We start from the raw sequence: 24,106 nt of genomic DNA, 5'->3' as shown, positions 1-24,106 counted from the left end.
GGAACCGGGGTGCCGTCGCCGAGCAGCCCACTGCCGCTACGGGTCCCGGCGTCGTAGGTGAAAGCGGTCGCCTGCATGGCCGCAGCCTACTGCCCGCCCACCGCCCCCGGCCGTCCCGGAATCAGCAGCCCCGCGGCCGCCGCCGCCGTGCGCGGCCCCACGCCCAGGGCCAGCGCCGCCCGCAGATCCTCGCCCGTGTCCACGTCCTGCCGTACGGAATCCACCGCGTCCAGGGCGAGTTCGGCCGCGCCGGAAGCGCGATGGCGGGCGCGGGAATCGGTGCCGAATGCCGGGCGCAATTCACGGCCCGCGCGCGCGGTGAGCAAGGTCGTGCCGATTGTGGCGGCGTCCGGGAGAAAAGCGCGCGGGAATTCCGCCGCCGCGTCCAGGACCCGGGCCAATTCCAAGGGGCGCAGAGCCGGCAGATCGGCGTTCAGGGCCGCCACCGCGCTTTCGGGTCGGGAAACCCGCACGACCGTCGCCGCGTGCCGCAGAGCGGCGTTCAGGCCGTCTCCCGGCTCGTCCGCGACGATACGGGCGCCCAGCGCGGCCAGTTCGCGCCCGGCCAGGGCGTCGCCCGTGACGACCGCCACATCGCGGACCGCCGGGCAGGCCAGCGCGGCCGCCACGGTGTCCTGCGCGAAGGCGAGGGCGAGCCCCGGCCGCAGCCCGTCGCCGGCCGTGTCCGAGAGCCTGGTCTTGGCTCGCGCCAGAGACTTCAGGGGTATGACCAAGGTCCACTGCACGCGGGTTCCGTCCCTCTCTTGTCGCGGCCATTGTCACCCGGGGCCCCTGGCGTTGTCGGTGGCGGGGCGTACGGTGTTCTCGACAGACCGACGGCCTGGGGCGACACTTGTGCGGCCCCCCAGGTCCTAGAGGAAGGTGTTCGCGTGCCCCGCCGCAGAATCGGGTTCTGGTACCGCTTCGCAGCGGTCCTCTGCAAACCGCCGCTGCTGGTTCTGATCAAGCGGGACTGGCGTGGAATGGAACACATTCCGGCCGAGGGCGGATTTATCACCGCGGTGAACCACAATTCACACGTAGATCCCCTCGCGTACGCTCACTTTCAGTACAACACCGGGCGCGTTCCGCGATTCCTGGCGAAGAGCGGGCTTTTCCGCAAGGGATTCGTCGGCGCCGCGATGCGCGGCACCGGACAGATCCCCGTCTATCGCGAGACCACGGACGCGCTGAGCGCCTTCCGCGCCGCGATCGACGCCGTGGAGCGCGGGGAATGCGTCGCGTTCTATCCCGAGGGCACCATCACCCGGGACCCCGACCAGTGGCCCATGACCGGCAAGACCGGTGCCGCGCGTGTGGCCCTGCAGACCAAGTGCCCGGTGATTCCCGTCGCCCAGTGGGGCGCCAACGAGCTGCTGCCGCCGTACGCCAAGAAGCTGCACGTCTTCCCGCGCAAGACCAGCCATGTGCTCGCGGGCCCGCCGGTGGACCTCACGCGTTTCTACGGCAAGGACATGAGCCCGGACCTCCTCAAGGAGGCGACCGAGGTCATCATGGCCGACATCACACGCCTGTTGGAGCAGATCCGAGGCGCCAAGGCACCCGAGACGCCCTACGATCCGCGCCGCGAGCGGATCGAGCAGCGGCGCCGGACGGCCGCGGAGACCGAGCAGTTGGAGTCCAGGGCCGAGTCGGCGACCGAGCCGAAGGTCGAGCAGCAAGAGGGGCAGGGCACGTGAGCAAGCCGGTCAAGGCGGCCGTTTTCAGCGCCGGTTCATGGGGCACGGCCTTCGGCATGGTGCTCGCCGACGCGGGGTGCGAGGTCACGCTGTGGGGGCGTCGCACGGAGGTCGTCGAGGCCATCAACTCCACGCGTACGAACCCCGATTACTTCCCGGGCGTCGAACTCCCGGAGAACCTGCGGGCCACCACCGACCCCGCCGAGGCCGCCGCCGACGCCGACTTCACCGTCCTGTCGGTCCCTTCGCAGACACTGCGCGCCAACTTGGCCGACTGGGCACCCCTGTTGGCGCCCGACACGGTCCTCGTCTCCCTCATGAAGGGCGTCGAGCTCGGCTCCGTCATGCGGATGAGCGAGGTCATCGAGGACGTCGCCAAGGTCGGCCGGGACCGGATCGCCGTGGTCTCCGGACCCAACCTCGCGCGCGAGATCGCCTCCCGGATGCCGGCCGCCGCGGTGGTCGCCTGCACCGACGAGGCCGTGGCCCGCCGGCTCCAAGCCGCCTGCCACACCCCGTACTTCAGGCCGTACACCATCACCGACGTCGTGGGCTGCGAGCTCGGCGGCGCGGTGAAGAACGTGATCGGGCTCGCCGTCGGCATCGCGGACGGCATGGGGCTCGGGGACAACGCGAAGGGCTCGCTCATCACGCGCGGGCTCGTCGAGACGACCCGGCTCGGCATCGCGATGGGCGCCGACCCGCTGACCTTCTCCGGGCTCGCCGGCCTCGGCGACCTGGTGGCGACCTGCTCCTCGCCGCTGTCCCGCAACCACACCTTCGGCACCAACCTCGGCAAGGGCATGACCCTCCAGGAGACCATCGCGGTCACCAAGCAGACCGCGGAGGGCGTCAAGTCCTGTGAGTCCGTACTGGACTTGGCCCGCAGGCACGGGGTCGACATGCCGATCACGGAGACGGTGTTCGAGATCGTGCACGAGGGGAAGTCGCCTGTGGTGGCGGTCAAGGAGCTGATGTCGCGGAGCGCGAAGCCCGAGCGACGCTGAGCAACGCGGGTCAACGGACGCTGACTCAGGGCAGTACCACCGGGTACGCTCATCGCGATATGAGCACCGAGAACCTCTCCCAGAGCCCTGAGCAGCCGCCTCGCAAGCCGCGTGTGGCCGTCGTGTTCGGCGGTCGCAGCTCCGAACACGGGATCTCCGTGGTCACCGCCGGCGCCGTCCTCGCGGCCATCGACCGGACCAAGTACGACGTCCTGCCGATCGGCATCACCCGCGAAGGCCGCTGGGCCCTCACCGCCGACGCGCCGGAACGCATGGCGATCACCGACCGCCGTACCCCGGACGTCGACGAGCTCACCGAGTCGAGCGAGGGCGGAGTGGTGCTCCCGCTCGACCCCGGAAACCGCGAAGTCGTCATCAGCGAGCCGGGATCCGTGCCCAAGGCCCTCGGCGAGGTCGACGTCGTCTTCCCCGTCCTGCACGGCCCCTACGGCGAGGACGGCACCCTCCAGGGACTCCTGGAGCTGTCCGGGGTGCCGTACGTGGGCGCGGGTGTGCTCGCCTCGGCCGTCGGCCAGGACAAGGAGTACATGAAGCGGGTGTTCACCTCGTTCGGCCTCAAGGTCGGCCCCTACGTGGTGATCCGGCCGCGCGAGTGGGCGCGGGACCAGTCCGTCGCCCGTAAGAAGATCGTCGACTTCGCCGGTGAGCACGGCTGGCCGCTGTTCGTGAAGCCCGCGCGCGCGGGTTCGTCGATCGGCATCACCAAGGTCGACGACCTGTCCGGACTCGACGAGGCGATCGAGGAGGCGCAGCGGCACGACCCGAAGATCCTCGTGGAGGCCGCGCTGCGCGGACGCGAGATCGAGTGCGGGGTGCTGGAGTTCGAGGACGGGCCGCGCGCGAGTGTGCCGGCCGAGATCCCGCCGCCCCAGGAGCACGCGTACTACGACTTCGAGGCGAAGTACATCGACTCGACTCCGGGGATCGTGCCCGCCCCGCTGACGCCGGAGGAGACCGCCGAGGTGCAGAAGCTCGCGGTGGACGCCTTCGACGCGGCCTCCTGCGAGGGGCTGGTGCGGGCGGACTTCTTCCTCACGGAGGACGGCGAGTTCGTCATCAACGAGATCAACACGATGCCCGGATTCACGCCGATCTCGATGTACCCGAAGATGTGGGAGGCCGGCGGCGTCCCCTACGGGGAGCTGGTCGACCTCCTGGTGCAGGCCGCGCTGCGCAGGTCCACGGGACTGCGCTGACCGGGCCGGTCCGGTCGAGCTAGTCGGCGATCCCCGCGGGGATCGCCTTCTGCACGGATTTCGCCAGGTCGACCAGGGGCGCCAGACCGTCTCCGGTGCGGTCCTTCGGGATGGTCACCTCGACGTACGCCTTCCGCAGCGTCGTGGTGAACCTGAAGGACCCGTCGTCCTGCTTCTGCAGCAGCCAGCCGACGCCGTTCACCTCGACGCCGTCGGCCTCCGGGTCGTTCATCTTCGCGGGTCTCACGACACCGCAGCGCAGTATGATCGCCGGGTTCCCCCAGCCCGCGGTCAGCGCGGACGCGGGCTCGGGATCCCGGCGGCCCCGGCCGTCGACCTTCGACGGCAGCACCTTGTCCAGATTCCGGCACAGCCCGGTGACCTTCGCGCCCGGTGAGGGAACCGCCGCCGACGCGCTGTCGTCTGCCGAGGAGCAGCCCGCGAGGGCGATCAGCGGGGCGAGCACGGACAGCCCGATGACAGAACGGCGCCGGTGACGGAGAGAGTTCACCGGCCAAGGGTAGACGGGGGCTACAGATGCACCACCGGGCAGGTCAGGGTGCGGGTGATGCCGTCCACTTGCTGGACCTTGGCGACCACCATGCGGCCGAGATCGTCGACGGTGTCGGCCTGGGCGCGCACGATCACGTCGTACGGTCCTGTCACGTCCTCGGCCTGGATCACTCCGGGAATCTTGCTGATCGTGTCGGCGACGGTCGACGCCTTGCCGACCTCCGTCTGGATCAGGATGTACGCCTGTACCACGGAACCTCCAGGGCGGCCACGAGGATCATGTGGGGAAAAGGAACGCCACGGTATCGCGTCGCCGCTCACCGCGGGGAGACCCGCGGAAGCCCTTCCCCTCGTGCCGTGACGTGGGCACGACTGAAGTCGACGGTCACCTCGACCGTACCGAGCACACCGACGGCCCGCGACCGGGCGCTGCCGTCACGAGAAGAGGACGAACGATGAAGGGCACCGTCGGTGAGTTGGGCGAGTTCGGGCTCATCAGGGAGCTCACTTCCCGGCTCACCACCACTCCCTCGGTCCGGGTCGGCCCCGGCGACGACGCCGCGGTCGTCGCCGCGCCCGACCGCAGGGTCGTGGCGAGCACCGACATCCTGCTGGAGGGCCGGCACTTCCGCCGCGACTGGTCCACCGCCTACGACGTCGGACGCAAGGCCGCCGCACAGAACCTCGCGGACATCGCCGCGATGGGCGCCGTACCGACCGCGCTGCTCCTGGGCCTGGTCGTGCCGGCCGAACTCCCGGTCACCTGGCCCATGGAGCTGATGGACGGCCTGCGCGACGAGTGCCAGGTCGCGGGAGCCTCGGTGGTCGGCGGCGATGTCGTACGAGGCGACACGATCATGGTGTCGATCACCGCGCTCGGTGATCTGCGCGGCCGGGAGCCGGTCACCCGGGCCGGCGCGCAGCCCGGTGACGTGGTCGCGGTGACCGGCTGGCTGGGCTGGTCCGCGGCCGGGTACGCGGTGCTGTCGCGGGGCTTCCGCTCGCCGCGCGCGTTCGTCGAGGCGCACCGGCGCCCCGAGCCGCCGTACCACGCGGGTCCGGCGGCGGCCGGGCTCGGCGCGACCTCCATGTGTGACGTCAGCGACGGACTGATCGCCGACCTCGGGCACATCGCCGAGTCGAGCAAGGTCCGGATCGACATCCGATCGGGCGCGATCGACATCCCGACCCAGATGCACGACATCGGGCAGGCCGTCGGCGTCGACCCCATCCAGTGGGTGCTCACCGGGGGAGAGGACCACGCCATCGTGGCGACCTTCGCCCCGGACGTGAAGCTGCCGGCCCGCTGGAAGGTGATCGGCGAGGTTCTCAACCCCTCGGCGCTGCCCCAGGTGACGGTCGACGGGGCACCGTGGACCAGCAAGGGCGGCTGGGACCACTTCGGGGACATCGAGTCGTGAAGCCTCTGGTGCTGACGGTGGCCGGCTCCGACTCCGGTGGAGGGGCGGGAATCCAGGCCGACTTGAAGACCATGCTCGCGCTCGGCGTGCACGGCATGAGCGTCGTCACGGCGGTCACCGCGCAGAACTCCCTTGGTGTGCAAGGCGCTTGGGAACTTCCCGCGGAGGCGGTGCGCGCCCAGTACCGCAGCGTCGTCGACGACATCGGCGTACAGGCCGTGAAGACCGGCATGCTGGCGTCGGCCGAACTCGTCGAGACCGTCGCGGAGTTGCTCGCGGGGACGGACGCCCCGGCGGTCGTCGACCCGGTCGGCATCTCCAAGCACGGGGACTCGCTGCTGGCGGACTCCGCGCTGGACGCCGTACGCACGAAGCTGCTTCCGGTGGCGACCGTGGCGACACCGAACCTCGACGAGGTGGAGCAGCTGACCGGTGTGCGGGTCGACTCGGAGGAGCGGTTGCGGGAGGCCGCGGCGGCCGTGCTGGCGTACGGGCCGCGGTGGGTGCTCGTCAAGGGCGGGCATCTGTCAGGCGACGCCGTGGACCTGCTCTCCGACGGCACCGAGGAGCACTGGCTGCGCGCGCCCCGGTACGACAACCGGCACACCCACGGCACGGGCTGCACGCTCGCCTCGGCGATCGCCGCGCACCTCGCGATGGGGCGGTCGGTGCCGGAGGCGGTGACGGCGGCGAAGGCGTACGTCACCGGGGCGATCGCGGCGGGGTTCGCGCTCGGCGGGGGCATCGGACCCGTGGATCACGGGTGGGCGCTGCGGCGCGAGGACGTCTGAGCGGGCACGGCAAAAAGCCGGCCCACATGAGGTGGACCGGCTCGATGCAGCGAACCAGCAGTGGCCGCGCGCTAGCAGTACGTCAGCGCGAGACCTTGCCGGCCTTGATGCACGAGGTGCAAGCGTTCACGCGCTTCGGCGTCCCGCCGACCACGGTACGAACGCGCTGGATGTTCGGGTTCCAGCGACGCGGCGTACGGCGGTGCGAGTGCGAGATGTTGTTGCCGAAGCCCGGCCCCTTGCCGCAGACGTCGCAGTTGGCAGCCACGGGTCACTCCAAAGACTTCAGATGCACAGATGCACTTACGGATGATCCCGGCATGCCGGGATCAGGATCTAGGATCTGATGTGGCGCTGCCAGGGGGGATGGCCCGATCGGGATCGGGCAACCGGAGCAGCATACAACGACTGCGCCGGTTCAACGAAACTACCATGCCTGGTCGAGGGCCTGCTCCGGCCCTCCTCGGGCCCGGCCCCCTCCGGGGTCTACGCTGCGTGCCAGTCCAGCAGCTCAAGGAGGCGCAGGTGCCGCAGGTGCCGCAGACATTCTTCGATGCTCTCGCGGTGCGTACCTGGTGCGGTCTCGCGCTGCGCGCGCTGGGGCGTGCGCGCGAGGAGATCGACGCCATCAACGTGTATCCCGTGGCCGACGGGGACACCGGCACCAACCTCTACCTGACCATGGAGTCCGCCGTCACGGCCGTCGAGGCGGTGTTCGCCGGACACGGCACCCTGACCGGGCAGCAGCCGCCGCTGGCCGACGCCGCCGGGGCGATGGCCCACGGGGCCCTCATAGGGGCGCGCGGCAACTCCGGGACGATCCTCGCGCAGCTGCTGCGCGGTATGGCCCAGGTGCTCGCCGCCGACGGTGAGACGGCTCACACGGACGGGGACGGGCTGCGGCTCGCGCTGCGGCACGCGGCCGACTCCGCCCGGCAGGCCGTGGCCCACCCGGTCGAGGGCACGGTCCTCTCGGTCGCCTCGGCGGCGGCCGACGCGGCCGGCGACACCGACGGCGACTGCGGGACGGTGGCACGGGCCGCCTACGACGGGGCGTGCGCGGCGCTGGCCGCGACCCCGGGGCAGCTGGCCGTCCTGGAGCGCGCGGGAGTGGTCGACGCGGGCGGCCGGGGGCTGGTGGCGGTGCTGGCCGCGCTGGTGGAGACGTTCACACGGGAGGCGCCGGTCTTCGGGGGGCACGCGCGCGTGGAGGTTGTTTCGGCTTCCGGTGCTCCCGGGGTCGACGACGTCCTCCTCTGTGAGGATGACCCGACGGCGCCCCAGGAGGGCGGGCCCGCCTACGAGGTGATCTACCTCCTGGAGGCCGAGGACACGGCCGTGACGCGGCTGCGGGACCGGCTCGACGCGCTCGGCGACTCGCTCGTCGTGGTCGGCGGCGACGGCCTGTGGAACGTCCATGTGCACGTCGACGACGCGGGCGCCGCCGTCGAGGCGGGCGTCGAGGCCGGGCGGCCGTACCGCATCCGGATCACCCACTTCGGGCTCGGCGACGTCCACACCACCGGTGCCGAACGGCCGCCCAGGGAGCGCGCCCAGCGGGCCGTCGTCGCCGTCGTCCCCGGCGAGGGCCTTGCGGGGCTCTACGGCGAGGCCGGCGCGACCACCGTGCTCGCGCGCCCCGGGGAGCCGCCCGCCAGCGGGGAGTTGGTCGCGGCCCTGCGGCGGGCGCACGCGCGTGAGGTCGTGCTGCTGCCCAACGACGCCGATCTGCGGCACACGGCCGCTGCCGCCGCCGAGCAGGCCCGTGCCGAGGGCATCCGGGTCGCGCTGATCCCGACGCGCTCCGCGGTCCAGGGGATCGCCGCGCTCGCCGTGCACGAGCCCGAGCGCCGCTTCGACGAGGACGTCGTCTCCATGACCTCGGCGGCGGGCGCGACCCGCTACGCCGAGGTCGCCGTCGCCGAACGCCAGTCCTGGACCATGGCCGGCATCTGCCAGGCCGGGGACGTCCTGGGCCTCGTCGACGGCGACGTGGCGGTGATCGGCGCCGATGTCACGGCCACCGCCCGGGCCGTCCTCGACCGCATGCTCGCGGCCGGCGGCGAACTCGTCACCCTCGTCCTGGGCGACGAGGCCCCAGAGAGCGTCGCCGACGTCCTGGAAGTCCACGTCCGCGAGTCGTACCTCGCCGTCGACACGGTCGTGTACCGGGGCGGCCGCCAGGGCGCCCTGCTGCTCATCGGCGTCGAGTAGGGGACTACTTGTTGTCGTTCTGCTCCTCCATCAGCTGGAGCAGCTGCTCCGCCTCGGCGCGACGGGCCCGTACCGTCTCGTCGCCGTCGTCGGCACCCTCGTAGGCCTTCAGCACGCCACGCGCGCGTGCCGCCGCGTCGGCGGGACGGCTGAGGTCCGCCTCCAGCCAGCCCGCGGCGAGTTCGGCGGCGGTACGGGTGTGCACGGCGCCCTCCCCGAGGGCCGCGAAAACGGCGACGGCCTCCGCGGTCTGCGTCAGGGCGTCCTCGAACGCGCCCTGGATCGCGGTGTCCTCGGCCTCCTCGGCGACCGAACGCGCCAGCAGCTCGCCGAACTGCCGGTGTGTGTGGCCGAGTTCACCGGTGAGCCGCTGCCGCGCCTCCTCGTCGTCCGTCACCAGCAGCGCCGCCTCGCACTCCTCGATCGCGGCCGACATCAACTCCCGCGCGCTGTCGAGCCCTTGGTCGGCGCGCAACGCCAGCCAGGCCCGTGCACGCAGCGACCGCACGAGCCCGTGCACGTTCCCCAGGGACCGCCACAGGTCGCCCGCGCGCGTGTACGCCTGGTCCGCCTCGGTGTGCAGTTCCGCGTGCCCCAGGGACTCGGCGGCGAGATGGGCGAGCGTCGCGTGGTCGTGCTGCTCGGGCCAGTGCCGGGCGATCTCGGCCGCCTGCAACCGCCGTTCGGCCGCCGCGCGGTGCTCGCCCAGCTCGCTGAGACAGTCCCCGAGCCACCACTTCGTCTGGACGACCGCGCCGTCGCCGTGCGTCTCGGCGGTCAGGTCGGGCAGCGCCGACTCCAGCACCTCCGCGGCCTCGGCCCACCGGCCCTGACGCAGCAGGAAGCCGCCCAGCTGGTGCCGGGCCCAGGCGCCCAGCGTCGGGCCCTCGCCCGCCTCGTCGGACCAGTGCGCGGCCTCCAGGGCGTGCTCAGCCGCCTCCTGGGACCGGCCCCGGCCGCCGAGCACCTCGGCGAGCTGAAGGTGCAGCTGCGCCCGTCCGGGCGCCTCCAGATACGGCCCGCCGTGCTCCAGGGCGGCCCGCAGCGCCCGCTCCGTCTCCGCGATGTCGCCGAGCTGATGGGCGAGCCCGGCCAGCCGGGCCTCGTACTCCACCGCGAACCACGGCAGCCCCGCGCCCACGAACGCCGTCGACGCCTTCGCGAACAGCCGGGCGGCGGTCACCGGGTCCCCGCCCCGCAGGGCGAGTTCGGCGAGCATGGCCTGCCCCTCGGCGGCCCGCGCGGCCAGCCGGACATCGTCCCCGGTGTGCCCCTCGACCAGGGCCAGCACCTCCCGGACCGCGGCCTCGGCGGCGGCCAGGACCTCGCCGTCGGGGGAGTCGCCCGAGGGGTCCTCGTGCACGCCCCGCATCAGGACGCGCGCCCGGCTCATCAGCACGCCCGCCGTCTGCCGTACGCCCGTGGCGCCCTCGGCGTACAGCGCGAGCACCCCGTCGTACGGCTCGGCGATCGCCGCGAGGGCCTCGTCGAGCTCGCCCGTGAGAGCGCGTACGTACGCCCCACGCGCGCGTGCCGCCCACGCCTCCCCGGGATCGCCCGCCTCGGCGTACAGCTCGGCCGCGCGCTCGAAGAGGGCGAGGCCCTCGGGGCCCCGGTCCATCGCCTGGTGGTCGGCGATCTCCGCGCGGTCGAGGGCGGCCAGCTCGACGCCCTCGGCGGCCCGCGCGACCGTCAACCAGGCCTCCACGGCGTGCGGTTGCAGGGTGTCCGACAGCCGTCGCGCCTCCGCGAGCAGCGCGGAGAGGTCCTTCTCCGAGGCCGGTTCGGGGGCGGGGACGGTCACCGGTGCCGCGGTCGGTCGGCCCGCCGAACGCACTCCCAGGGGAAGCCGTTCCACCAGGGGACGCTGATCCATCCGCGCGCGTGCCCGGTCGCCGACATGGGTCGTGCCGTTGCGCTCGTCGAAGCGGGCGGCCAGCGCGAGGGTCTCCACGCGCGCGTGGGCGGCGAGTTCACGTGCCGTCCAGGGCCGGCCGGCCGGTCCCGGCACCCGCTGGTCGCCGAGCCCCAGCTCCGTCAGCCGGTCCATCAGCAGTGTCACCGCGGACAGGAACTCCAGCCCGCTGCGCGGGTTCCCGGAGTCCGTGAAGTACGCCGGACGCTCCGCCAGCAGCTCCAGACCGCGCGCCTCGTTGCCGCTCAGCGCGCAGAACTCCACATGGTCCGCGTACGCGCCCCGCATGCTCTCCATGGGCCGTACGAGCCGGAAGCCCCGCAGGTGGTGGGCGCGCGCCTCGTCGGCCCGCCCCAGGCGCAGCAGGGGGGCCAGGGAGGACGCGAGGACGGTGTGCGGTTCGTGGGCGCAGCTGAACTCGCCCTCCAGGACCGGACTCCACAGGTCGAGGGCCTCGGCGTCCCGCCCCCGCTCGACCTGCCACGCGCCCTGGCCGTGCAGCTCGCACGCGTGGCAGTCGGCCATGGTGTCCCGGTCGGCGGCCAGCCACGCGGTGTACGCCCGCTCGGCCCGCGCCAGGTCCCCGATGTGCGAGGCGACACTGAACTCGGCGCTGCGCACCGCCCGTTCGGAGTGTCCGGCCAGCCGGTAGCGGTGCTCCATCTCGGCGAGCCACTTCTCGATCGACGCGAGCGGGATGTGCGGCTGGCCGAGCATTCCGGACGACATCCACTTGAAGACCCAGTGCAGCGAGTGGATCTCGTACTCGTCGAAGTCCTCGGGCCGTTCGTCCCACATGCGCAGCAGGCGCGCGAAGGGGACGAACATCTTGTCCTTCTCGGAGCTGTAGTTGTAGACCTTCAGCTGGTGCCCGAGCGCCTCGATCACCGCGAGCGGGATGTCCAGCTTCTCGGCCTCGGCGAGCAGCTGCTCCGCGCGCGCGTTGCGGGCCGGTCCCTCCGGCTCCTCGGAGTTCTCGGCCATCGCCCGGCGCAGCGCGTCGAAGTCCGTGATCCCTGTCATCAGTGGTCGCCCTCCCCGTGTGTGGCCCACTCCAGGAGGCCGATGAACGCCCGGTTCAGCAGTGCCGAGTCGGCGGGGCGCAGTGGTCGCTGCGCCATCAGGAGTGCCTGCCCGTAGAGCGACTCCGTGGCCGTCCCGATCAGGTCCCGGTCCCTGAGTGAACTGATGCGCCGGATCAGCGGGTTGAGATGGTTGAGCACGAGACGCGCGCGCGGAGCGCTGCCCCGCAGCGAGCCCAGGATGCCCGCCCACAGGTCGTCGGCCTGCTCCTCGGCCTCCGCGCGGGCCTGCTCGTGCCGGGCCGAGCGGTCGTCCAGATGCAGCGCGGGCACCGACAGCGGATGGAACGCCCGGAGGACGACATCACACCCCAGGAGGTCCAGCTTGGCCCGTGCGGCGGCCAGGAAGTCCGCCAGCGCCAGCTCCTCGGCCGGGTCGACCGAGTCCAGGTGCGCGGTCACGGTGTCCGAGTCCAGCTCGGCGACCACCGTCCCCGGGCGCACCGACGGCAGCGCCTCGACCAGCTCGCCGTCGTAGGTGTAACCGCCGTTGATCACCCCGATGCCCTGCGCCGACGCGATCGGGGCGACCTGCCGGTACTCCTCGACGGTCCGCGTGAAGTGCACCACCGGGTGCCGCTGCGCGAACTCCTCCAGGGAGACCCGCCCGTCGGTCGTCTCGAAGGGCAGCCACGGCAGCATCGTGCGCAACATCTCCGGGTCGTGCCGCGCCAGCGACTTCACCCCCAGGTGGTGCACCGACAGGAACGCGGCCAGCCGCTCCGGATCACCGCCCGCCAGCCCGGTCAGCCAGGAGCGAATCCTTTCCCCCAGGGCCTCCCGTACGGCGGCCAGCGTCTCGTCCTCGTACAGCGACTCGCGCGAGGCCGTGGGCCGCAGACTGTCCGTGTCCAGCACACAGCGCACGAAGAACGCCCAGTCCGGCAGCAGCTGTTCGGCCCGCTCGGTCAGCAGCATGCCCTTGAGATGCACCCGGTGCGTGGCACGCTGCGCCGGGCTCACCGCCGACGGCAGCACATAGGCGACCCCGCGGATCCCGGCGAGCGGCACGGACAGCTCGATCGAGTCCAACGGCGTGAACCCGAACAACTCGTGACAGTGCCGAGCCAGCGCCACCCTGCGCGCACCGGGGCTCGGATACGACCGGTCCCAGGGCGCCGGCAGATCGGTGATCGCCTCACCGTCCACCCGCACGTCGTACGGCAGCAGCGCCCCGAAGTCCCGCGCCAGCGCGAGGACCCGCTCCTTGGTGAGCCACTCGCCGGCCCCGGCACGCGCCACCAGGTGCACGGTGGTGCCCGGTTCGGGGTGCTCGGTGTCGGGCAGGGTCCGCACGGTGTACGACCCGTCGTCGGTCGCCGTCCACTCCACGGGCGGCGCGTCGGGCGTACGGGCGCTGCGGCTGACGACCCGGATCCGCTCGGCGACCACGAAACAGGCCAGCAGCCCGATGCCGAACTGCCCGAGGAAATCGGAGCGGACCTCCTGGAGCCCCTCGGCCCGCTTGGAGCTGCGGCCGATCGTCGCGAGGAGGTTGTGCACGTCCGCCTCGGTGAGCCCGACGCCGGAGTCCTCGACGCGCAGGGTGCCCCCGTCGGCGTACAGCCGCACCAGAGCAGGGGAGTCGGGCTGTTCGGCCCGGCGGGCGGTGATCGCGTCCACGGCGTTCTGCAGCAGTTCGCGCAGATAGACCTTGGGGCTGGAGTAGAGGTGATGGGAGAGCAGGTCCACCAGACCGCGCAGGTCGACCTGGAACGTGTGAGGTGACTGTGATGCCTGGGATGACTGTGAGGTCTGGGAATCCATCGTCGCAGCGCCGAGGTGGGGGAAGGTGCGAACGGCGCGAGGGTCGGGCGGTCCCTGTGAGGCGGTGACCGCGGGGGATGGCCGGAGCGCGTCATCCTAGGCCCGAACGACCCGCCTGACCAGGGGTTTCGGGAGACGTATACGGCATTGTCAGTGGCGTGGTGTGGAATGGATCTCGTGCCCGCACTGGAAGAACCGCTGAAAAAGGTGCTCGGCCCCGCCACCGCGAAGGTGATGGCCGAGCATCTCGGCCTGCACACAGTAGGCGACCTCCTGCACCACTACCCGCGCAGATACGAGGAGCGCGGCCAGCTCACGCACCTCGCCGACCTGCCGATGGACGAGCACGTCACCGTGGTCGCCCAGGTCGCCGACGCCCGGCTGCACACCTTCGCGTCCAGCAAGGCCCCCCGGGGCAAGGGCCAGCGACTCGAAGTCACGATCACGGACGGCAGCGGCCGGCTCCAACTCGTCTTCTTCGGCTCGGGAGTTCACAAACCCCACAAGGAACTCCTGCCAGGCACCAGCGCGATGTTCGCCGGCAAGGTCTCCGTCTTCAACCGCCGACTGCAACTCGCCCACCCGGCATACGAGTTGCTGAAGGGCGACGCCGAGGAGACGGTCGAGACCTGGGCGGGCACCCTGATCCCCATCTACCCCGCCACCGCCAAACTGGAGTCCTGGAAGATCGGCAAGGCCCTCCAGACGGCCCTGCCCAGCGCCCAGGAGGCCGTCGACCCCCTCCCGGACTCCCTCCGCGAGGGCCGCGGCCTGGTCTCCCTCCCGGAAGCCCTCCTCAAGATCCACCGCCCCCACACCAAGGCGGACATCGCCGCCGCCCGCGACCGCCTCAAGTGGGACGAGGCCTTCGTCCTCCAGGTGGCCCTGGCCCGCCGCCGCCACACCGACGCCCAACTCCCGGCGGTGGCCCGCAAACCATCGACCGACGGCCTCCTCACGGCCTTCGACGACCGCCTGCCGTTCACCCTCACGGACGGGCAGTTGAAGGTCTCCAAGGAGATCTTCGACGACCTGGCGACCGAGCATCCGATGCATCGGTTGTTGCAGGGGGAGGTGGGTAGTGGGAAGACCATGGTGGCCCTTCGAGCCATGCTCGCCGTCGTCGACGCGGGCGGGCAGGCCGCGATGCTCGCGCCCACCGAAGTGCTCGCGCAGCAGCATCACCGGTCCATCACCGAGATGATGGGGGAGCTGGCCGAGGGCGGGATGCTGGGCGGGGCCGAGCGGGCCACGAAGGTCACGCTGCTCACCGGATCCATGGGGACGGCCGCCCGGCGACAGGCGCTCCTCGACCTCGTCACCGGCGAGGCCGGGATCGTGATCGGCACGCACGCGTTGATCGAGGACAAGGTCCAGTTCCATGACCTGGGCCTGGTCGTCGTCGACGAACAGCACCGCTTCGGCGTCGAGCAGCGCGACGCCCTGCGCGGAAAAGGCAAACAACCCCCGCACCTCCTCGTCATGACCGCCACCCCCATCCCGCGCACGGTCGCCATGACGGTCTTCGGCGACCTGGAGACCTCGGTCCTCGACCAACTCCCGGCCGGCCGCTCACCCATCGCCAGCCATGTCGTCCCCGCCGCCGACAAACCCCACTTCCTGGCCCGCGCCTGGGAGCGCGTGCGCGAGGAGGTGGGCAACGGCCATCAGGCCTATGTCGTCTGCCCGCGCATCGGCGACGAGGAGGACGACCCCAAGAAGGCCGGCAAGAAGAAGTCCGCCGAGGACGAGGCCGAGAAGCGCCCACCGCTCGCCGTCCTCGACGTCGCCGCCCAGCTCGCGAAGGGCCCCCTCCAGGGCCTCAGGATCGAGGTGCTGCACGGCCGTATGCACCCCGACGACAAGGACGCGGTGATGCGCCGCTTCGCCGCCGGCGACACCGACGTCCTGGTCGCCACCACGGTCATCGAGGTCGGCGTCAACGTGCCCAACGCCACCGCCATGGTGATCATGGACGCCGACCGCTTCGGCGTCTCCCAACTCCACCAGCTGCGCGGCCGGGTGGGGCGCGGTTCCGCGGCCGGCCTCTGTCTCCTGGTCTCCGAGATGCCCGAGGCCAGCCCCGCCCGCCAACGCCTCAACTCCGTCGCCTCGACCCTCGACGGCTTCGCGCTCTCCCGTATCGACCTCGAACAGCGCAGAGAGGGCGATGTGTTGGGACAGGCGCAGTCCGGTGCCCGTACGTCCCTGCGCGTGCTGTCGGTCATCGAGGACGAGGAGGTCATCGCGGAGGCGAGGGAGGAGGCGACGGCAGTCGTCGAGGCCGATCCCGAGTTGGAGCGCCTCCCGGGCCTGCGTGTGGCGCTGGACGCGCTGCTGGACGAGGAGAGGGAGCAGTACTTGGAAAAGGGCTGAGGGTGATGAACCTAGGGGCGCGGGGCTGTACTCCATATGCGGCTACCGCCGCGTGAGCGCGACCAGCCACAATGGACCTGCACTCACCCACGATCAAGGACCCCACATGACCCGCGTGATCGCCGGCGAAGCCGGCGGACGTCGACTCGCCGTGCCGCCAGGCACAGGCACCCGCCCCACCTCCGACCGCGCACGCGAGGGCCTCTTCTCCACCTGGCAGTCCCTCCTGGGCGCCCCCCTGAACGGCGAACGGGTCCTCGACCTCTACGCGGGCTCAGGAGCCGTAGGACTGGAGGCCCTGTCCCGAGGAGCCGGCCACACCCTCCTCGTCGAGGCCGACGCCAAGGCCGCCCGGGTCATCAGGGAGAACGTCAAGAACGTCGGCCTCCCCGGCGCCGAGGTCAGGGCGGGCAAGGCCGAACAGGTCGTCCAGACACCGGCGCCAGCAGAGCCGTACGACATCGTCTTTCTCGATCCGCCCTATGTTGTCGCAGATCACGATCTTCGGGAGATTCTCCTCACACTCCGGTCGGGGGGCTGGCTCGCGCCGGACGCGCTCGTCACCGTGGAGCGCAGCACCAGAGGCGGCGAATTCGGGTGGCCGGACGGTTTCGAGGGGATCCGGGCCCGTCGTTACGGCGAGGGGACCTTTTGGTACGGTCGCGCCGCCTCTACGTGCGAAGACGCACGATGACCGGACCGGAGAGCGAGGGAAATCAAGTGCGCCGCGCTGTTTGTCCGGGGTCCTTCGACCCCATCACCAATGGCCACCTCGACATCATCGCCCGTGCCTCCCGGCTGTACGACGTCGTGCACGTCGTCGTGATGATCAACCAGTCGAAGAAGGGCCTGTTCACCGTCGACGAGCGGATCGAACTGATCCGCGAGGTCACCGCCGAGTTCGGCAACGTCCAGGTCGAGGCCTACCACGGCCTCCTCGTCGACTACTGCAAGCAGCGCGACATCCCGGCCATCGTCAAGGGCCTGCGCGCGGTCAGCGACTTCGACTACGAGTTGCAGATGGCCCAGATGAACAACGGACTCTCGGGCGTCGAAACCCTGTTCATCCCGACCAGCCCCACCTACAGCTTCCTGTCGTCCTCGCTGGTCAAGGAGGTCGCGACCTGGGGCGGCGACATCTCCCACCTGGTGCCGCCGGTGGTCCTGGACGCGCTCAAGGGCCGGATCGGCAAGGCCTGAGGGACTGACTGTGCGTCACCCGGTGTCGGGCGGGACGGGAGGGGTCGTACAGTCGACCCGTCCGTCTCCAACACGTCGGTAGAGAGTGGCGAGCACACGGTGGACGTGCAGAAGAAGCTCGACGAGATCGTCGCCTCGGTCTCCAGCGCCCGGTCCATGCCCATGTCGGCCTCCTGCGTGGTCAACCGCGCCGAGCTGCTCACGCTGCTCGAAGAGGTGCGCGCGGCACTGCCGGACTCGCTGGCCGAGGCGCAGGAGCTGATCGGCGGCCGGCACGAGATGGTCGAGCAGGCCCGTCAGGAGGCCGAGCGGATCATCCAGACCGCGCACGCCGAGCGCGGCTCGCTGATCTCCGACACCGAGGTCGCCCGCCGCTCGCAGAACGAGGCGGACCGTATCCTCGCCGAGGCCCGCCAGGAGGCCGAGGAGGTCCGCGCGGAGGCCGACGACTACGTCGACTCCAAGCTCGCCAACTTCGAGGTCGTCCTCACCAAGACCCTCGGGTCGGTCGGCCGCGGCCGAGAGAAGCTGCTCGGCACCGGTCCCGGCATCGACGACCAGGGCTACGAGGACGAGGACGCCCCCGAGCGCAGCCACGACCCGGAGACCCTGCGCCGCGACGCCGACGCGTACGTGGACGTCAAGCTCGGCGCCTTCGAGGCTGTCCTCGCCAAGACCCTGGAGGCCGTGGGCAAGGGCCGGCAGAAGCTGCACGGCCGGATCGCCAGCGACGACCTCGGCGCCCTCGCCTTCGACGCCGACGGCAGCCAGGTCCAGCACACCAGCGACGCCGACTACCTCGCCGACCTCGCGACCGTCACGGACACCCCGGTCTCGAACACCCCGGTCCAGCCCGAGCAGCAGGACTACGCGCCGCAGGCGGCCTACGACTACCAGCAGCCGGGCCAGCAGCAGGACCAGTACGGCTATCAGCAGCAGTACGCCCAGCAGCCCCAGCAGCAGGACCCGTACGGGTACCAGCAGGCCGACCCCTACGCCTACCAGGGCTACGACACCGGCCAGCAGCCCGTGTACGACCCGAACCAGATGCAGCAGGCCCAGCTCGACCAGCAGGCGCAGCAGGCGCAGCAGGGCTACGCGCTCGACGAGACCAGCCTCTTCGACACCGGCATGATCAGCGCCGAGCAGCTGCGGGCGTACGAGCAGGGCCGAGGCCTGTAAGGGACCACCGGATTGGGCCGTGAGCGAAAGGTCCAGTATCCTGGCTCTTCGGTCGCGTGTACGTCCGCGATCCACGCTGCCCGGAAGCACCGAAGGGCAGCGCTCCTTGAGCTCAGCAACCCGAAAGACAGGAATGGCCCTGAACGCCCGCCTTGACCACCGCAACCCTCTCGTGTTCGACACTCACGAGCTGGGGCGGCGTCCTGGTGCGCTGCAGCGCCTGACCCGTTCGATCGACGCTCCCAAGGATCTCGGGATCCAGGGAGTCATCGGAGTGCCGGAAGGCGCCCCGGTGAAGCTCGACCTCCGCCTTGAGTCGGTCATGGAAGGGGTGCTTGTCACAGGCACCGCCCGTGCACAGGCCAAGGGGGAGTGCGTAAGGTGTCTGGAGCCGCTCGAGCTGTCGCTCGAAGCGGAATTCCAGGAGATGTTCTCGTACCCTGACGCCGACGACCGTGGCCGTGTGAAAGCGGAACCGGTCGACGACGCCGAGGAAGACGAGGACAGGCTCTTCATCGAGGACGGCCTGTTCGACCTCGAACCCGTGCTGCGCGATGCGGTGGTGCTCGCACTGCCGATGCAGCCGGTGTGCCAGGACGACTGTCCGGGCCTGTGCTCCGAGTGCGGAGCGCGGCTCGCGGACGACCCGGACCACCACCATGACGCCGTCGACATCCGTTGGGCGGCACTGCAGGGACTCGCCGGTTCACTCGAAGACGGCGAGAAGGACGAGATCAGTGGCGAAGCGCCCCGACCGGCGCGCGCCAACGAGAAGCAGGAGAAGTAGCCGTGGCTGTTCCGAAGCGGAAGATGTCGCGCAGCAACACGCGCCACCGCCGGTCGCAGTGGAAGGCTGCGGTCACCCCTCTGGTTGCGTGCGAGCGCTGCCACGAGCCCAAGCAGCAGCACATCGCGTGCCCTTCTTGCGGCACGTACAACAAGCGCCAGGTTCTCGAGGTCTGAGCGGCTGGTGAGAGGCTCCATGTCTGACGTCAAGGCGGACTCAGTCGCCAAGAACCAGGCGGACACGGCCTCGTCCCCCACGCTGTTGGAAGGGCGGCTCGGGTATCACCTCGAGTCCGCCCTTCTGGTGCGTGCGCTGACCCACCGTTCGTACGCGTACGAGAACGGCGGTCTGCCGACGAACGAGCGGCTGGAGTTCCTCGGGGACTCCGTGCTCGGCCTCGTCGTCACGGACACGCTGTACACGACCCACCCCGACCTGCCCGAAGGCCAACTGGCCAAGCTGCGGGCCGCGGTGGTCAATTCTCGTGCGCTGGCGGAGGTCGGTCGCGGTCTGGAACTCGGCTCCTTCATCCGGCTCGGCCGGGGCGAAGAGGGCACGGGTGGCCGGGACAAGGCGTCCATCCTCGCCGACACCCTTGAAGCGGTGATCGGCGCGGTCTATCTCGACCAGGGCCTCGACGCGGCCTCCGAACTGGTGCACCGCCTGTTCGACCCGCTCATCGAGAAGTCCTCGAACCTCGGTGCCGGCCTGGACTGGAAGACCAGTCTCCAGGAGCTCACCGCGACCGAAGGACTCGGTGTTCCCGAGTACCTGGTCACGGAGACCGGCCCCGATCACGAGAAGACCTTCACTGCTGCCGCCCGCGTCGGAGGCGTCTCGTACGGCACCGGCACCGGCCGCAGCAAGAAGGAGGCGGAGCAGCAGGCCGCCGAGTCCGCCTGGCGGTCCATCCGGGCCGACGCGGACGAGCGCGCCAAGAAGGCGAAGGAGGCGGCCGAGCAGGCCGTCGAGGTCGTCGCCGAGGCCGCTGAGCAGCCTGCCGAGGAGAGCGCCGACCAGTCGTCGGCGTCCGCCTGACCGAACAGCGCGACCCGAGCGCCCGTCCCCGAGTGGGGCGGGCGCTCGGTTCATTCACACCCGTGACCAGCAGGGGATGCCATGCCCGAGTTGCCCGAGGTCGAGGTCGTCCGGCGCGGTCTGGAGCGGTGGGTCGCCCAGCGCACCGTCACCGACACCGAGGTGCTGCATCCGCGTGCGGTACGACGCCATGTCGCCGGCGCCGACGACTTCGCGCACCGGCTCAAGGGGCATCGCATCGGCACCCCGAGCCGCCGCGGCAAGTACCTGTGGCTGCCGCTCGAGGACACCCACCAGGCGGTACTGGCCCACCTCGGGATGAGCGGTCAACTCCTCGTCCAGCAGCACGAGTTCCCCGACGAGAAGCACCTGCGCATCCGGGTCCGGTTCGCCGACACCCTCGGTACCGAACTCCGCTTCGTCGACCAACGCACCTTCGGCGGGCTGTCGTTGCACGACACCACCCCGGACGGGCTACCGGACGTCATCGCGCACATCGCCCGTGACCCCCTGGACCCGCTGTTCGACGACGAGTTGTTCCACCAGGCGCTGCGCCGCAAGCGCACGACCATCAAACGGGCCTTGCTCGACCAGTCGTTGATCAGCGGAGTCGGCAACATCTATGCGGACGAGGCCCTTTGGCGGGCCCGCGTCCACTACGAACGCCCGACCGCGGCCTTCACCCGCCCGCGCACCGCCGAACTCCTGGGCCACGCACGGGATGTGATGACCGCGGCCCTCGACGTGGGCGGCACCAGCTTCGACAGCCTGTACGTCAACGTGAACGGGGAGTCGGGCTACTTCGACCGCTCGCTCGACGCGTACGGCCGCGAGGGCCTGCCGTGCCGGCGCTGCGGTACGCCGATGAAGCGGCAGGCGTGGATGAACCGGTCGAGCTACTTCTGCCCGAAGTGCCAGCGGGCGCCGAGGAGTTAGCGGCCGTCCCGTGTCTCGTCGTAGCGCGTGCGGGCGGCGAGGACGTCGTCCATACGGCTCTCCATGAAGTCGACGAGTCCCTTGAGGTGTTCGGCGACGGCGCGTCCGAGCGGGGTCAGTTCGTAGTCCACGCGGGGCGGGTTCGTCGGCTGGGCGTCGCGGAGCACCAGGCCGTCGCGCTCCAGCTGGTGCAGGGTCTGCGAGAGCATCTTCTCGCTCACGCCGTCGATGCGCCGCCGCAGCTCGTTGAAGCGCAGCGAGCCCCCCTGCAGCGCGCACAGGGTGAGTCCGCCCCAGCGGCCCGTGATGTGCTCCAGGGTGGCTCGGGAGGGGCAGGCCTTGGCGAACACGCTGTACGGGTAGTTCTGCTCCTCCGTACGCTCCTGGGTGCTGTCCATTTCTTCAGCGTACGCGAACGCAGCGCTAACCAGAAGGGAGCACTAACCGTTGGTTAGCGCTCCCTGTCGGTGCCTGTCGGTGCCTGTCGGTGCCTGTCGGCGTCGGACTAGTACCCGAAGTCCTGCGTCCACCACGGACCGCCGGTGCCCAAGTGCACACCGACGCCCAGGGTCTTGAAATCGCAGTTCAGGATGTTGGCCTTGTGGCCGGGGCTGTTCATCCAGGCGTCCATGACCGCGGCGGCGTCCGCCTGGCCGCGGGCGATGTTCTCGCCGCCGAGGTTGGTGATGCCGAGCTTCTCCGCCCGGTCCCACGGGGTGGCCCCGCTGGGGTCGGTGTGGTCGAAGAAGTCCTCGTCGGCCATCTGCTGGCTGAAGTTCTCGGCCAGCGTGGTCAGCGAGCTGTTGGCGGCCACCGGGCTGCAGCCGGCGATCGCGCGCTGCTCGTTGACGAGCTTCAGCACCTCGGCCTCGGCGGCGGCCTCCGCGGAGACCGTCACCGGAGTGTCGGCGGACTGCGTCGGCGTCGGGGTGGGCTTCGCCGAGGGAGTCGACGTCGTCGGCTCCTCGGTCGGGGTGGCCGCCGGCTTCTTCGCCGGGGCCTTGGTGGCGGGAGCGGTGGCGGACTTGGTCGGAGCCGCCGACGGGGAGGCCGCGCGGTTCGCGTCGCGGCTCGTGGACGAGCCGGAGTCGCGGGACTCCGCGCTGCCGGAGGTACCGCCCTGCTCGGTCGCCGAGTTGGACGGGGAGCCGGCGGCCTGCACGTTGTCGCTCTTGTTGCCGCCGCCGAGCTTGTAGTTGTCCAGCCCCGGCATCGCGCCCGCGGCGACCGCGACCGTACCGATGGCGACGGCGGCGGAGACCCCGATCAGGCCCGTCTTGACAGGTGTCACGCTCTTGCGCTTACGGCGGCGTCCACGGCCGTTGCCCGGGCGTGAGCCGTCGCCCCGGGAGGCGGCCGCCTCGGGGAAGACCACGGCGTAGTCCTCCTCCGTGGCGAAGAGGTAGGCCTCGCTCTTCAGCCGGGAGTCGGACTTCAGCCGGCTCTCGGCCCGCAGCCGGGCCTCCGACTTCGGAGGGGCCTCGTAGCCGGCCTCGCCCCCGCGGTTCGCGCGGACCTGGCTGTCGGGGTGCATCTGGTGGTCGGTGTGGGCCTGGCGGTTCGGGTGGAACTCGGCGGGGCCCTCCGGGTGCAGATAGGGCGCCATGCCGATCGTCGAGCCGTCGGCGGCGTTCCAGCCGGAACCGTCGGCGTGGTCGTTCCAGTCGTACGAGTCGTGCGGGTCGTAGCCGCTCGTGTATGAGCCGTGCGTCTCTGTGACCCCCGTGGCGCGGCTCGTGGCGGCGCGGCCGGCGGCGGAGCGTCGGTGGCGTCCCATGTCCTTGCCTTTCGTCCTTGCGGTCAACTCGTCCGTGCGGTGACCCAGCTCACTCGATCGAGTGAGTTTCATATGAGATTCATTGGGGCGGACGGTACCGCATGGCGCGAGGGGAGCAAGTGTCCGGAGAGACATTGGCCGGTTAGGTTGCAGCCATGAGCGAGGATGTGCGGTTGGTCGCCTGGGTGCGAGGGCGTGTGCAAGGTGTGGGTTTTCGGTGGTTTACCCGTGCCAAGGCCCTGGAGATCGGGGGCCTGAGTGGTTTTGCTCTCAATTTGGGCGACGGACGCGTACAAGTGGTCGCGGAGGGATCGCGCGCGGGCTGCGAAGGACTCCTCGACTGGCTCCAGGGATACGACACGCCCGGGCGCGTGGACGGCGTCACCGAGATCTGGGACACACCTCGCGGCGGCTACGACGGCTTCGCGATCCGCTGAGCACATTCTGCGAAAAGGTGTAAAGCGGCCCTGGCGGAAGCGCCGGGACATGCCACCCGCACCTGCCCACAGCGGAAACGACCTGGTGGTTGCCAAGAACGGCTCGCTCTGGCAGGCTCCGCACCTAAGGATGATCGCCAGTCCCGTCAGGCCCCGCAGGAGCCGCAGCGCCGCCCGGTCAGGGCCGCGCGCCCCCGGGTCGCCCGCCAATACGGGGCGTGATCGTGTTGACCGTCAAACATTTTGGTGAGACGCTGAAAACCCCGCGCACCTTAGCTGTTTGGCATGGAAGAACAGCAGAGCAACCCTTGAGTGTGTCAAGCATCGCGGGTGCGATTCCCTCACGACCCACACCGCTTCGGTCGGTCACTCAGTGTGGAGGACCATCCATCATGGCAAAGGCGCTTCTCGGTTACGTCGGCGGCTCCGACCCGCGACTCCTCGCCGAGATGCGACGGCTCCAGCAGCGCGTCCAGGACCTGGAATCCGAGCTCGTTCGGATCCAGGAAGAGAACGACGCGCTGACGGCTGCCGCAACTCACGATTCGCTTCTCGAGCTCGACGCACGCCAGGCGGAGCCCGCGCTCACCTGATCACTGCACCGCATCATGACAAGCAGTGGTTGGGCGGCCTGTATCAACCGCTAAGTTGTCAGAGTTTGCAAGGGACGCTTCGGCGTCCCTTCTTTCTTTCCCCCGCAAGCCTCCACCCTCTTTAACGTTTGGTGTGCCCTGCACGTTCAAGGG

General features: G+C 70.7%; 24 protein-coding genes. 16 read left to right on the top strand and 8 right to left on the bottom strand.

Annotation, left to right across the window (positions count from 1 at the left end; all coding sequences use genetic code 11):
* Positions 1-86: 86 nt before the first annotated feature.
* Entirely contained in the window at positions 87-746 is a 660-nt protein-coding gene (cofC, locus tag JHN45_RS15670) for a 2-phospho-L-lactate guanylyltransferase (RefSeq protein WP_201049396.1), read from the bottom strand.
* A 144-nt stretch (positions 747-890) separates the two neighbouring features.
* On the opposite strand from cofC, the gene JHN45_RS15665 reads away from it, so the two are divergent.
* From JHN45_RS15665 to JHN45_RS15655, 3 genes are read left to right on the top strand one after another with little or no spacing between them, the layout of a single operon-like run.
* Entirely contained in the window at positions 891-1,700 is an 810-nt protein-coding gene (locus JHN45_RS15665; protein ID WP_201049395.1) for a 1-acyl-sn-glycerol-3-phosphate acyltransferase, read from the top strand.
* Entirely contained in the window at positions 1,697-2,707 is a 1,011-nt protein-coding gene (locus JHN45_RS15660; RefSeq protein ID WP_201049394.1) for an NAD(P)H-dependent glycerol-3-phosphate dehydrogenase, read from the top strand. The genes JHN45_RS15665 and JHN45_RS15660 overlap by 4 nt, the downstream gene beginning before the upstream one ends.
* Before the next feature lie 59 nt (positions 2,708-2,766).
* The gene (locus tag JHN45_RS15655) at positions 2,767-3,924 is read left to right on the top strand and encodes a D-alanine--D-alanine ligase family protein (protein WP_201049393.1); all 1,158 of its coding nucleotides are present in this window, start codon (positions 2,767-2,769) and stop codon (positions 3,922-3,924) included.
* A gap of 19 nt (positions 3,925-3,943) precedes the next feature.
* Here the strand turns inward: JHN45_RS15655 and JHN45_RS15650 are convergent, their stop codons facing one another.
* Both JHN45_RS15650 and JHN45_RS15645 read right to left on the bottom strand, forming a co-directional pair.
* Positions 3,944-4,435 carry a DUF3515 domain-containing protein gene (locus tag JHN45_RS15650; protein ID WP_200709707.1) on the bottom strand — a complete coding sequence of 164 codons (492 nt, stop codon included), beginning with the start codon at positions 4,433-4,435 and terminating at the stop codon, positions 3,944-3,946.
* Between the two features lie 20 nt (positions 4,436-4,455).
* Positions 4,456-4,689: an Lrp/AsnC family transcriptional regulator gene (locus JHN45_RS15645; protein WP_019068732.1), complete on the bottom strand. Its 234-nt coding sequence runs from the start codon at positions 4,687-4,689 to the stop codon at positions 4,456-4,458.
* A gap of 203 nt (positions 4,690-4,892) precedes the next feature.
* On the opposite strand from JHN45_RS15645, the gene JHN45_RS15640 reads away from it, so the two are divergent.
* The gene (locus JHN45_RS15640; protein WP_019068733.1) at positions 4,893-5,858 is read left to right on the top strand and encodes a thiamine-phosphate kinase; all 966 of its coding nucleotides are present in this window, start codon (positions 4,893-4,895) and stop codon (positions 5,856-5,858) included.
* A complete protein-coding gene (thiD, locus tag JHN45_RS15635; protein WP_200709708.1) occupies positions 5,855-6,649 on the top strand; it encodes a bifunctional hydroxymethylpyrimidine kinase/phosphomethylpyrimidine kinase in 795 nt (264 codons plus the stop codon). The genes JHN45_RS15640 and thiD overlap by 4 nt, the downstream gene beginning before the upstream one ends.
* Positions 6,650-6,731: 82 nt before the next feature.
* Here the strand turns inward: thiD and rpmB are convergent, their stop codons facing one another.
* Positions 6,732-6,917, bottom strand: coding sequence for a 50S ribosomal protein L28 (gene rpmB / locus JHN45_RS15630; protein ID WP_004924906.1), 186 nt, complete (start codon positions 6,915-6,917; stop codon positions 6,732-6,734).
* 257 nt (positions 6,918-7,174) lie between these two features.
* Between rpmB and JHN45_RS15625 the strand changes: the two genes are divergently transcribed.
* Entirely contained in the window at positions 7,175-8,863 is a 1,689-nt protein-coding gene (locus tag JHN45_RS15625) for a DAK2 domain-containing protein (protein WP_201049397.1), read from the top strand.
* A gap of 4 nt (positions 8,864-8,867) precedes the next feature.
* Here the strand turns inward: JHN45_RS15625 and JHN45_RS15620 are convergent, their stop codons facing one another.
* Together JHN45_RS15620 and JHN45_RS15615 are read right to left on the bottom strand one after the other, a co-directional pair.
* A complete protein-coding gene (locus JHN45_RS15620) occupies positions 8,868-11,801 on the bottom strand; it encodes a tetratricopeptide repeat protein (RefSeq protein WP_201049392.1) in 2,934 nt (977 codons plus the stop codon).
* Positions 11,801-13,627: an HSP90 family protein gene (locus JHN45_RS15615; RefSeq protein WP_201049391.1), complete on the bottom strand. Its 1,827-nt coding sequence runs from the start codon at positions 13,625-13,627 to the stop codon at positions 11,801-11,803. Before JHN45_RS15615 ends, JHN45_RS15620 begins: the two co-directional genes overlap by 1 nt.
* A gap of 168 nt (positions 13,628-13,795) precedes the next feature.
* Here JHN45_RS15615 and recG point away from each other — a divergent pair, with 168 nt between their 5' ends.
* The 8 genes from recG (at position 13,796) to mutM (ending at position 21,146) form a co-directional block, all read left to right on the top strand.
* The gene (recG, locus tag JHN45_RS15610; protein WP_200709711.1) at positions 13,796-16,003 is read left to right on the top strand and encodes an ATP-dependent DNA helicase RecG; all 2,208 of its coding nucleotides are present in this window, start codon (positions 13,796-13,798) and stop codon (positions 16,001-16,003) included.
* A 106-nt stretch (positions 16,004-16,109) separates the two neighbouring features.
* Positions 16,110-16,697 carry a 16S rRNA (guanine(966)-N(2))-methyltransferase RsmD gene (gene rsmD / locus JHN45_RS15605; protein WP_201049390.1) on the top strand — a complete coding sequence of 196 codons (588 nt, stop codon included), beginning with the start codon at positions 16,110-16,112 and terminating at the stop codon, positions 16,695-16,697.
* Between the two features lie 26 nt (positions 16,698-16,723).
* Entirely contained in the window at positions 16,724-17,203 is a 480-nt protein-coding gene (coaD, locus tag JHN45_RS15600; protein ID WP_019068740.1) for a pantetheine-phosphate adenylyltransferase, read from the top strand.
* A 99-nt stretch (positions 17,204-17,302) separates the two neighbouring features.
* Positions 17,303-18,385, top strand: coding sequence for an ATP synthase F0 subunit B (locus JHN45_RS15595; protein WP_200709713.1), 1,083 nt, complete (start codon positions 17,303-17,305; stop codon positions 18,383-18,385).
* Between the two features lie 133 nt (positions 18,386-18,518).
* The gene (locus JHN45_RS15590) at positions 18,519-19,172 is read left to right on the top strand and encodes a DUF177 domain-containing protein (protein WP_201049389.1); all 654 of its coding nucleotides are present in this window, start codon (positions 18,519-18,521) and stop codon (positions 19,170-19,172) included.
* A gap of 2 nt (positions 19,173-19,174) precedes the next feature.
* Positions 19,175-19,348 (top strand): 50S ribosomal protein L32, encoded by a 174-nt coding sequence (gene rpmF / locus JHN45_RS15585; RefSeq protein ID WP_015657589.1) that lies wholly within the window; start codon positions 19,175-19,177, stop codon positions 19,346-19,348.
* A gap of 19 nt (positions 19,349-19,367) precedes the next feature.
* On the top strand, positions 19,368-20,210 hold the full coding sequence (gene rnc, locus JHN45_RS15580) for a ribonuclease III (protein WP_201049388.1): 843 nt from the start codon (positions 19,368-19,370) through the stop codon (positions 20,208-20,210).
* 81 nt (positions 20,211-20,291) lie between these two features.
* On the top strand, positions 20,292-21,146 hold the full coding sequence (gene mutM, locus JHN45_RS15575) for a bifunctional DNA-formamidopyrimidine glycosylase/DNA-(apurinic or apyrimidinic site) lyase (protein WP_201049387.1): 855 nt from the start codon (positions 20,292-20,294) through the stop codon (positions 21,144-21,146).
* Here mutM and JHN45_RS15570 read toward each other — a convergent pair.
* Together JHN45_RS15570 and JHN45_RS15565 are read right to left on the bottom strand one after the other, a co-directional pair.
* Positions 21,143-21,544 carry a helix-turn-helix domain-containing protein gene (locus JHN45_RS15570; RefSeq protein ID WP_201049386.1) on the bottom strand — a complete coding sequence of 134 codons (402 nt, stop codon included), beginning with the start codon at positions 21,542-21,544 and terminating at the stop codon, positions 21,143-21,145. The two genes, mutM and JHN45_RS15570, sit on opposite strands and share 4 nt — an antisense overlap.
* A 107-nt stretch (positions 21,545-21,651) precedes the next feature.
* The gene (locus JHN45_RS15565) at positions 21,652-22,923 is read right to left on the bottom strand and encodes a CAP domain-containing protein (RefSeq protein ID WP_200709717.1); all 1,272 of its coding nucleotides are present in this window, start codon (positions 22,921-22,923) and stop codon (positions 21,652-21,654) included.
* Positions 22,924-23,078: 155 nt separating this feature from the next.
* Between JHN45_RS15565 and JHN45_RS15560 the strand changes: the two genes are divergently transcribed.
* Together JHN45_RS15560 and JHN45_RS15555 are read left to right on the top strand one after the other, a co-directional pair.
* Complete coding sequence (locus JHN45_RS15560) at positions 23,079-23,360, top strand: acylphosphatase (protein WP_201049385.1); 282 nt, start codon at positions 23,079-23,081, stop codon at positions 23,358-23,360.
* Between the two features lie 392 nt (positions 23,361-23,752).
* Positions 23,753-23,953, top strand: coding sequence for a hypothetical protein (locus JHN45_RS15555; protein ID WP_019068749.1), 201 nt, complete (start codon positions 23,753-23,755; stop codon positions 23,951-23,953).
* Positions 23,954-24,106: the final 153 nt, after the last annotated feature.

Source organism: Streptomyces sp. MBT53 (assembly GCF_016654115.1).
Lineage (GTDB): Bacteria > Actinomycetota > Actinomycetes > Streptomycetales > Streptomycetaceae > Streptomyces.
This window is presented reverse-complemented; position numbering and strand designations above follow the sequence as displayed.

Bases quoted from the DNA above. Each gene is read 5' to 3' on its own strand.
- JHN45_RS15590 (WP_201049389.1), top strand. From the start codon at position 18,519: ATGGCCCTGAACGCCCGCCTTGACCACCGCAACCCTCTCGTGTTCGAC.
- JHN45_RS15655 (WP_201049393.1), top strand. From the start codon at position 2,767: ATGAGCACCGAGAACCTCTCCCAGAGCCCTGAGCAGCCGCCTCGCAAG.
- mutM (WP_201049387.1), top strand. From the start codon at position 20,292: ATGCCCGAGTTGCCCGAGGTCGAGGTCGTCCGGCGCGGTCTGGAGCGG.
- rsmD (WP_201049390.1), top strand. From the start codon at position 16,110: ATGACCCGCGTGATCGCCGGCGAAGCCGGCGGACGTCGACTCGCCGTG.
- JHN45_RS15570 (WP_201049386.1), bottom strand. From the start codon at position 21,544: ATGGACAGCACCCAGGAGCGTACGGAGGAGCAGAACTACCCGTACAGC.
- JHN45_RS15640 (WP_019068733.1), top strand. From the start codon at position 4,893: ATGAAGGGCACCGTCGGTGAGTTGGGCGAGTTCGGGCTCATCAGGGAG.
- JHN45_RS15620 (WP_201049392.1), bottom strand. From the start codon at position 11,801: ATGACAGGGATCACGGACTTCGACGCGCTGCGCCGGGCGATGGCCGAG.
- JHN45_RS15565 (WP_200709717.1), bottom strand. From the start codon at position 22,923: ATGGGACGCCACCGACGCTCCGCCGCCGGCCGCGCCGCCACGAGCCGC.
- JHN45_RS15560 (WP_201049385.1), top strand. From the start codon at position 23,079: ATGAGCGAGGATGTGCGGTTGGTCGCCTGGGTGCGAGGGCGTGTGCAA.
- recG (WP_200709711.1), top strand. From the start codon at position 13,796: ATGGATCTCGTGCCCGCACTGGAAGAACCGCTGAAAAAGGTGCTCGGC.
- JHN45_RS15615 (WP_201049391.1), bottom strand. From the start codon at position 13,627: ATGGATTCCCAGACCTCACAGTCATCCCAGGCATCACAGTCACCTCAC.
- JHN45_RS15555 (WP_019068749.1), top strand. From the start codon at position 23,753: ATGGCAAAGGCGCTTCTCGGTTACGTCGGCGGCTCCGACCCGCGACTC.
- rnc (WP_201049388.1), top strand. From the start codon at position 19,368: ATGTCTGACGTCAAGGCGGACTCAGTCGCCAAGAACCAGGCGGACACG.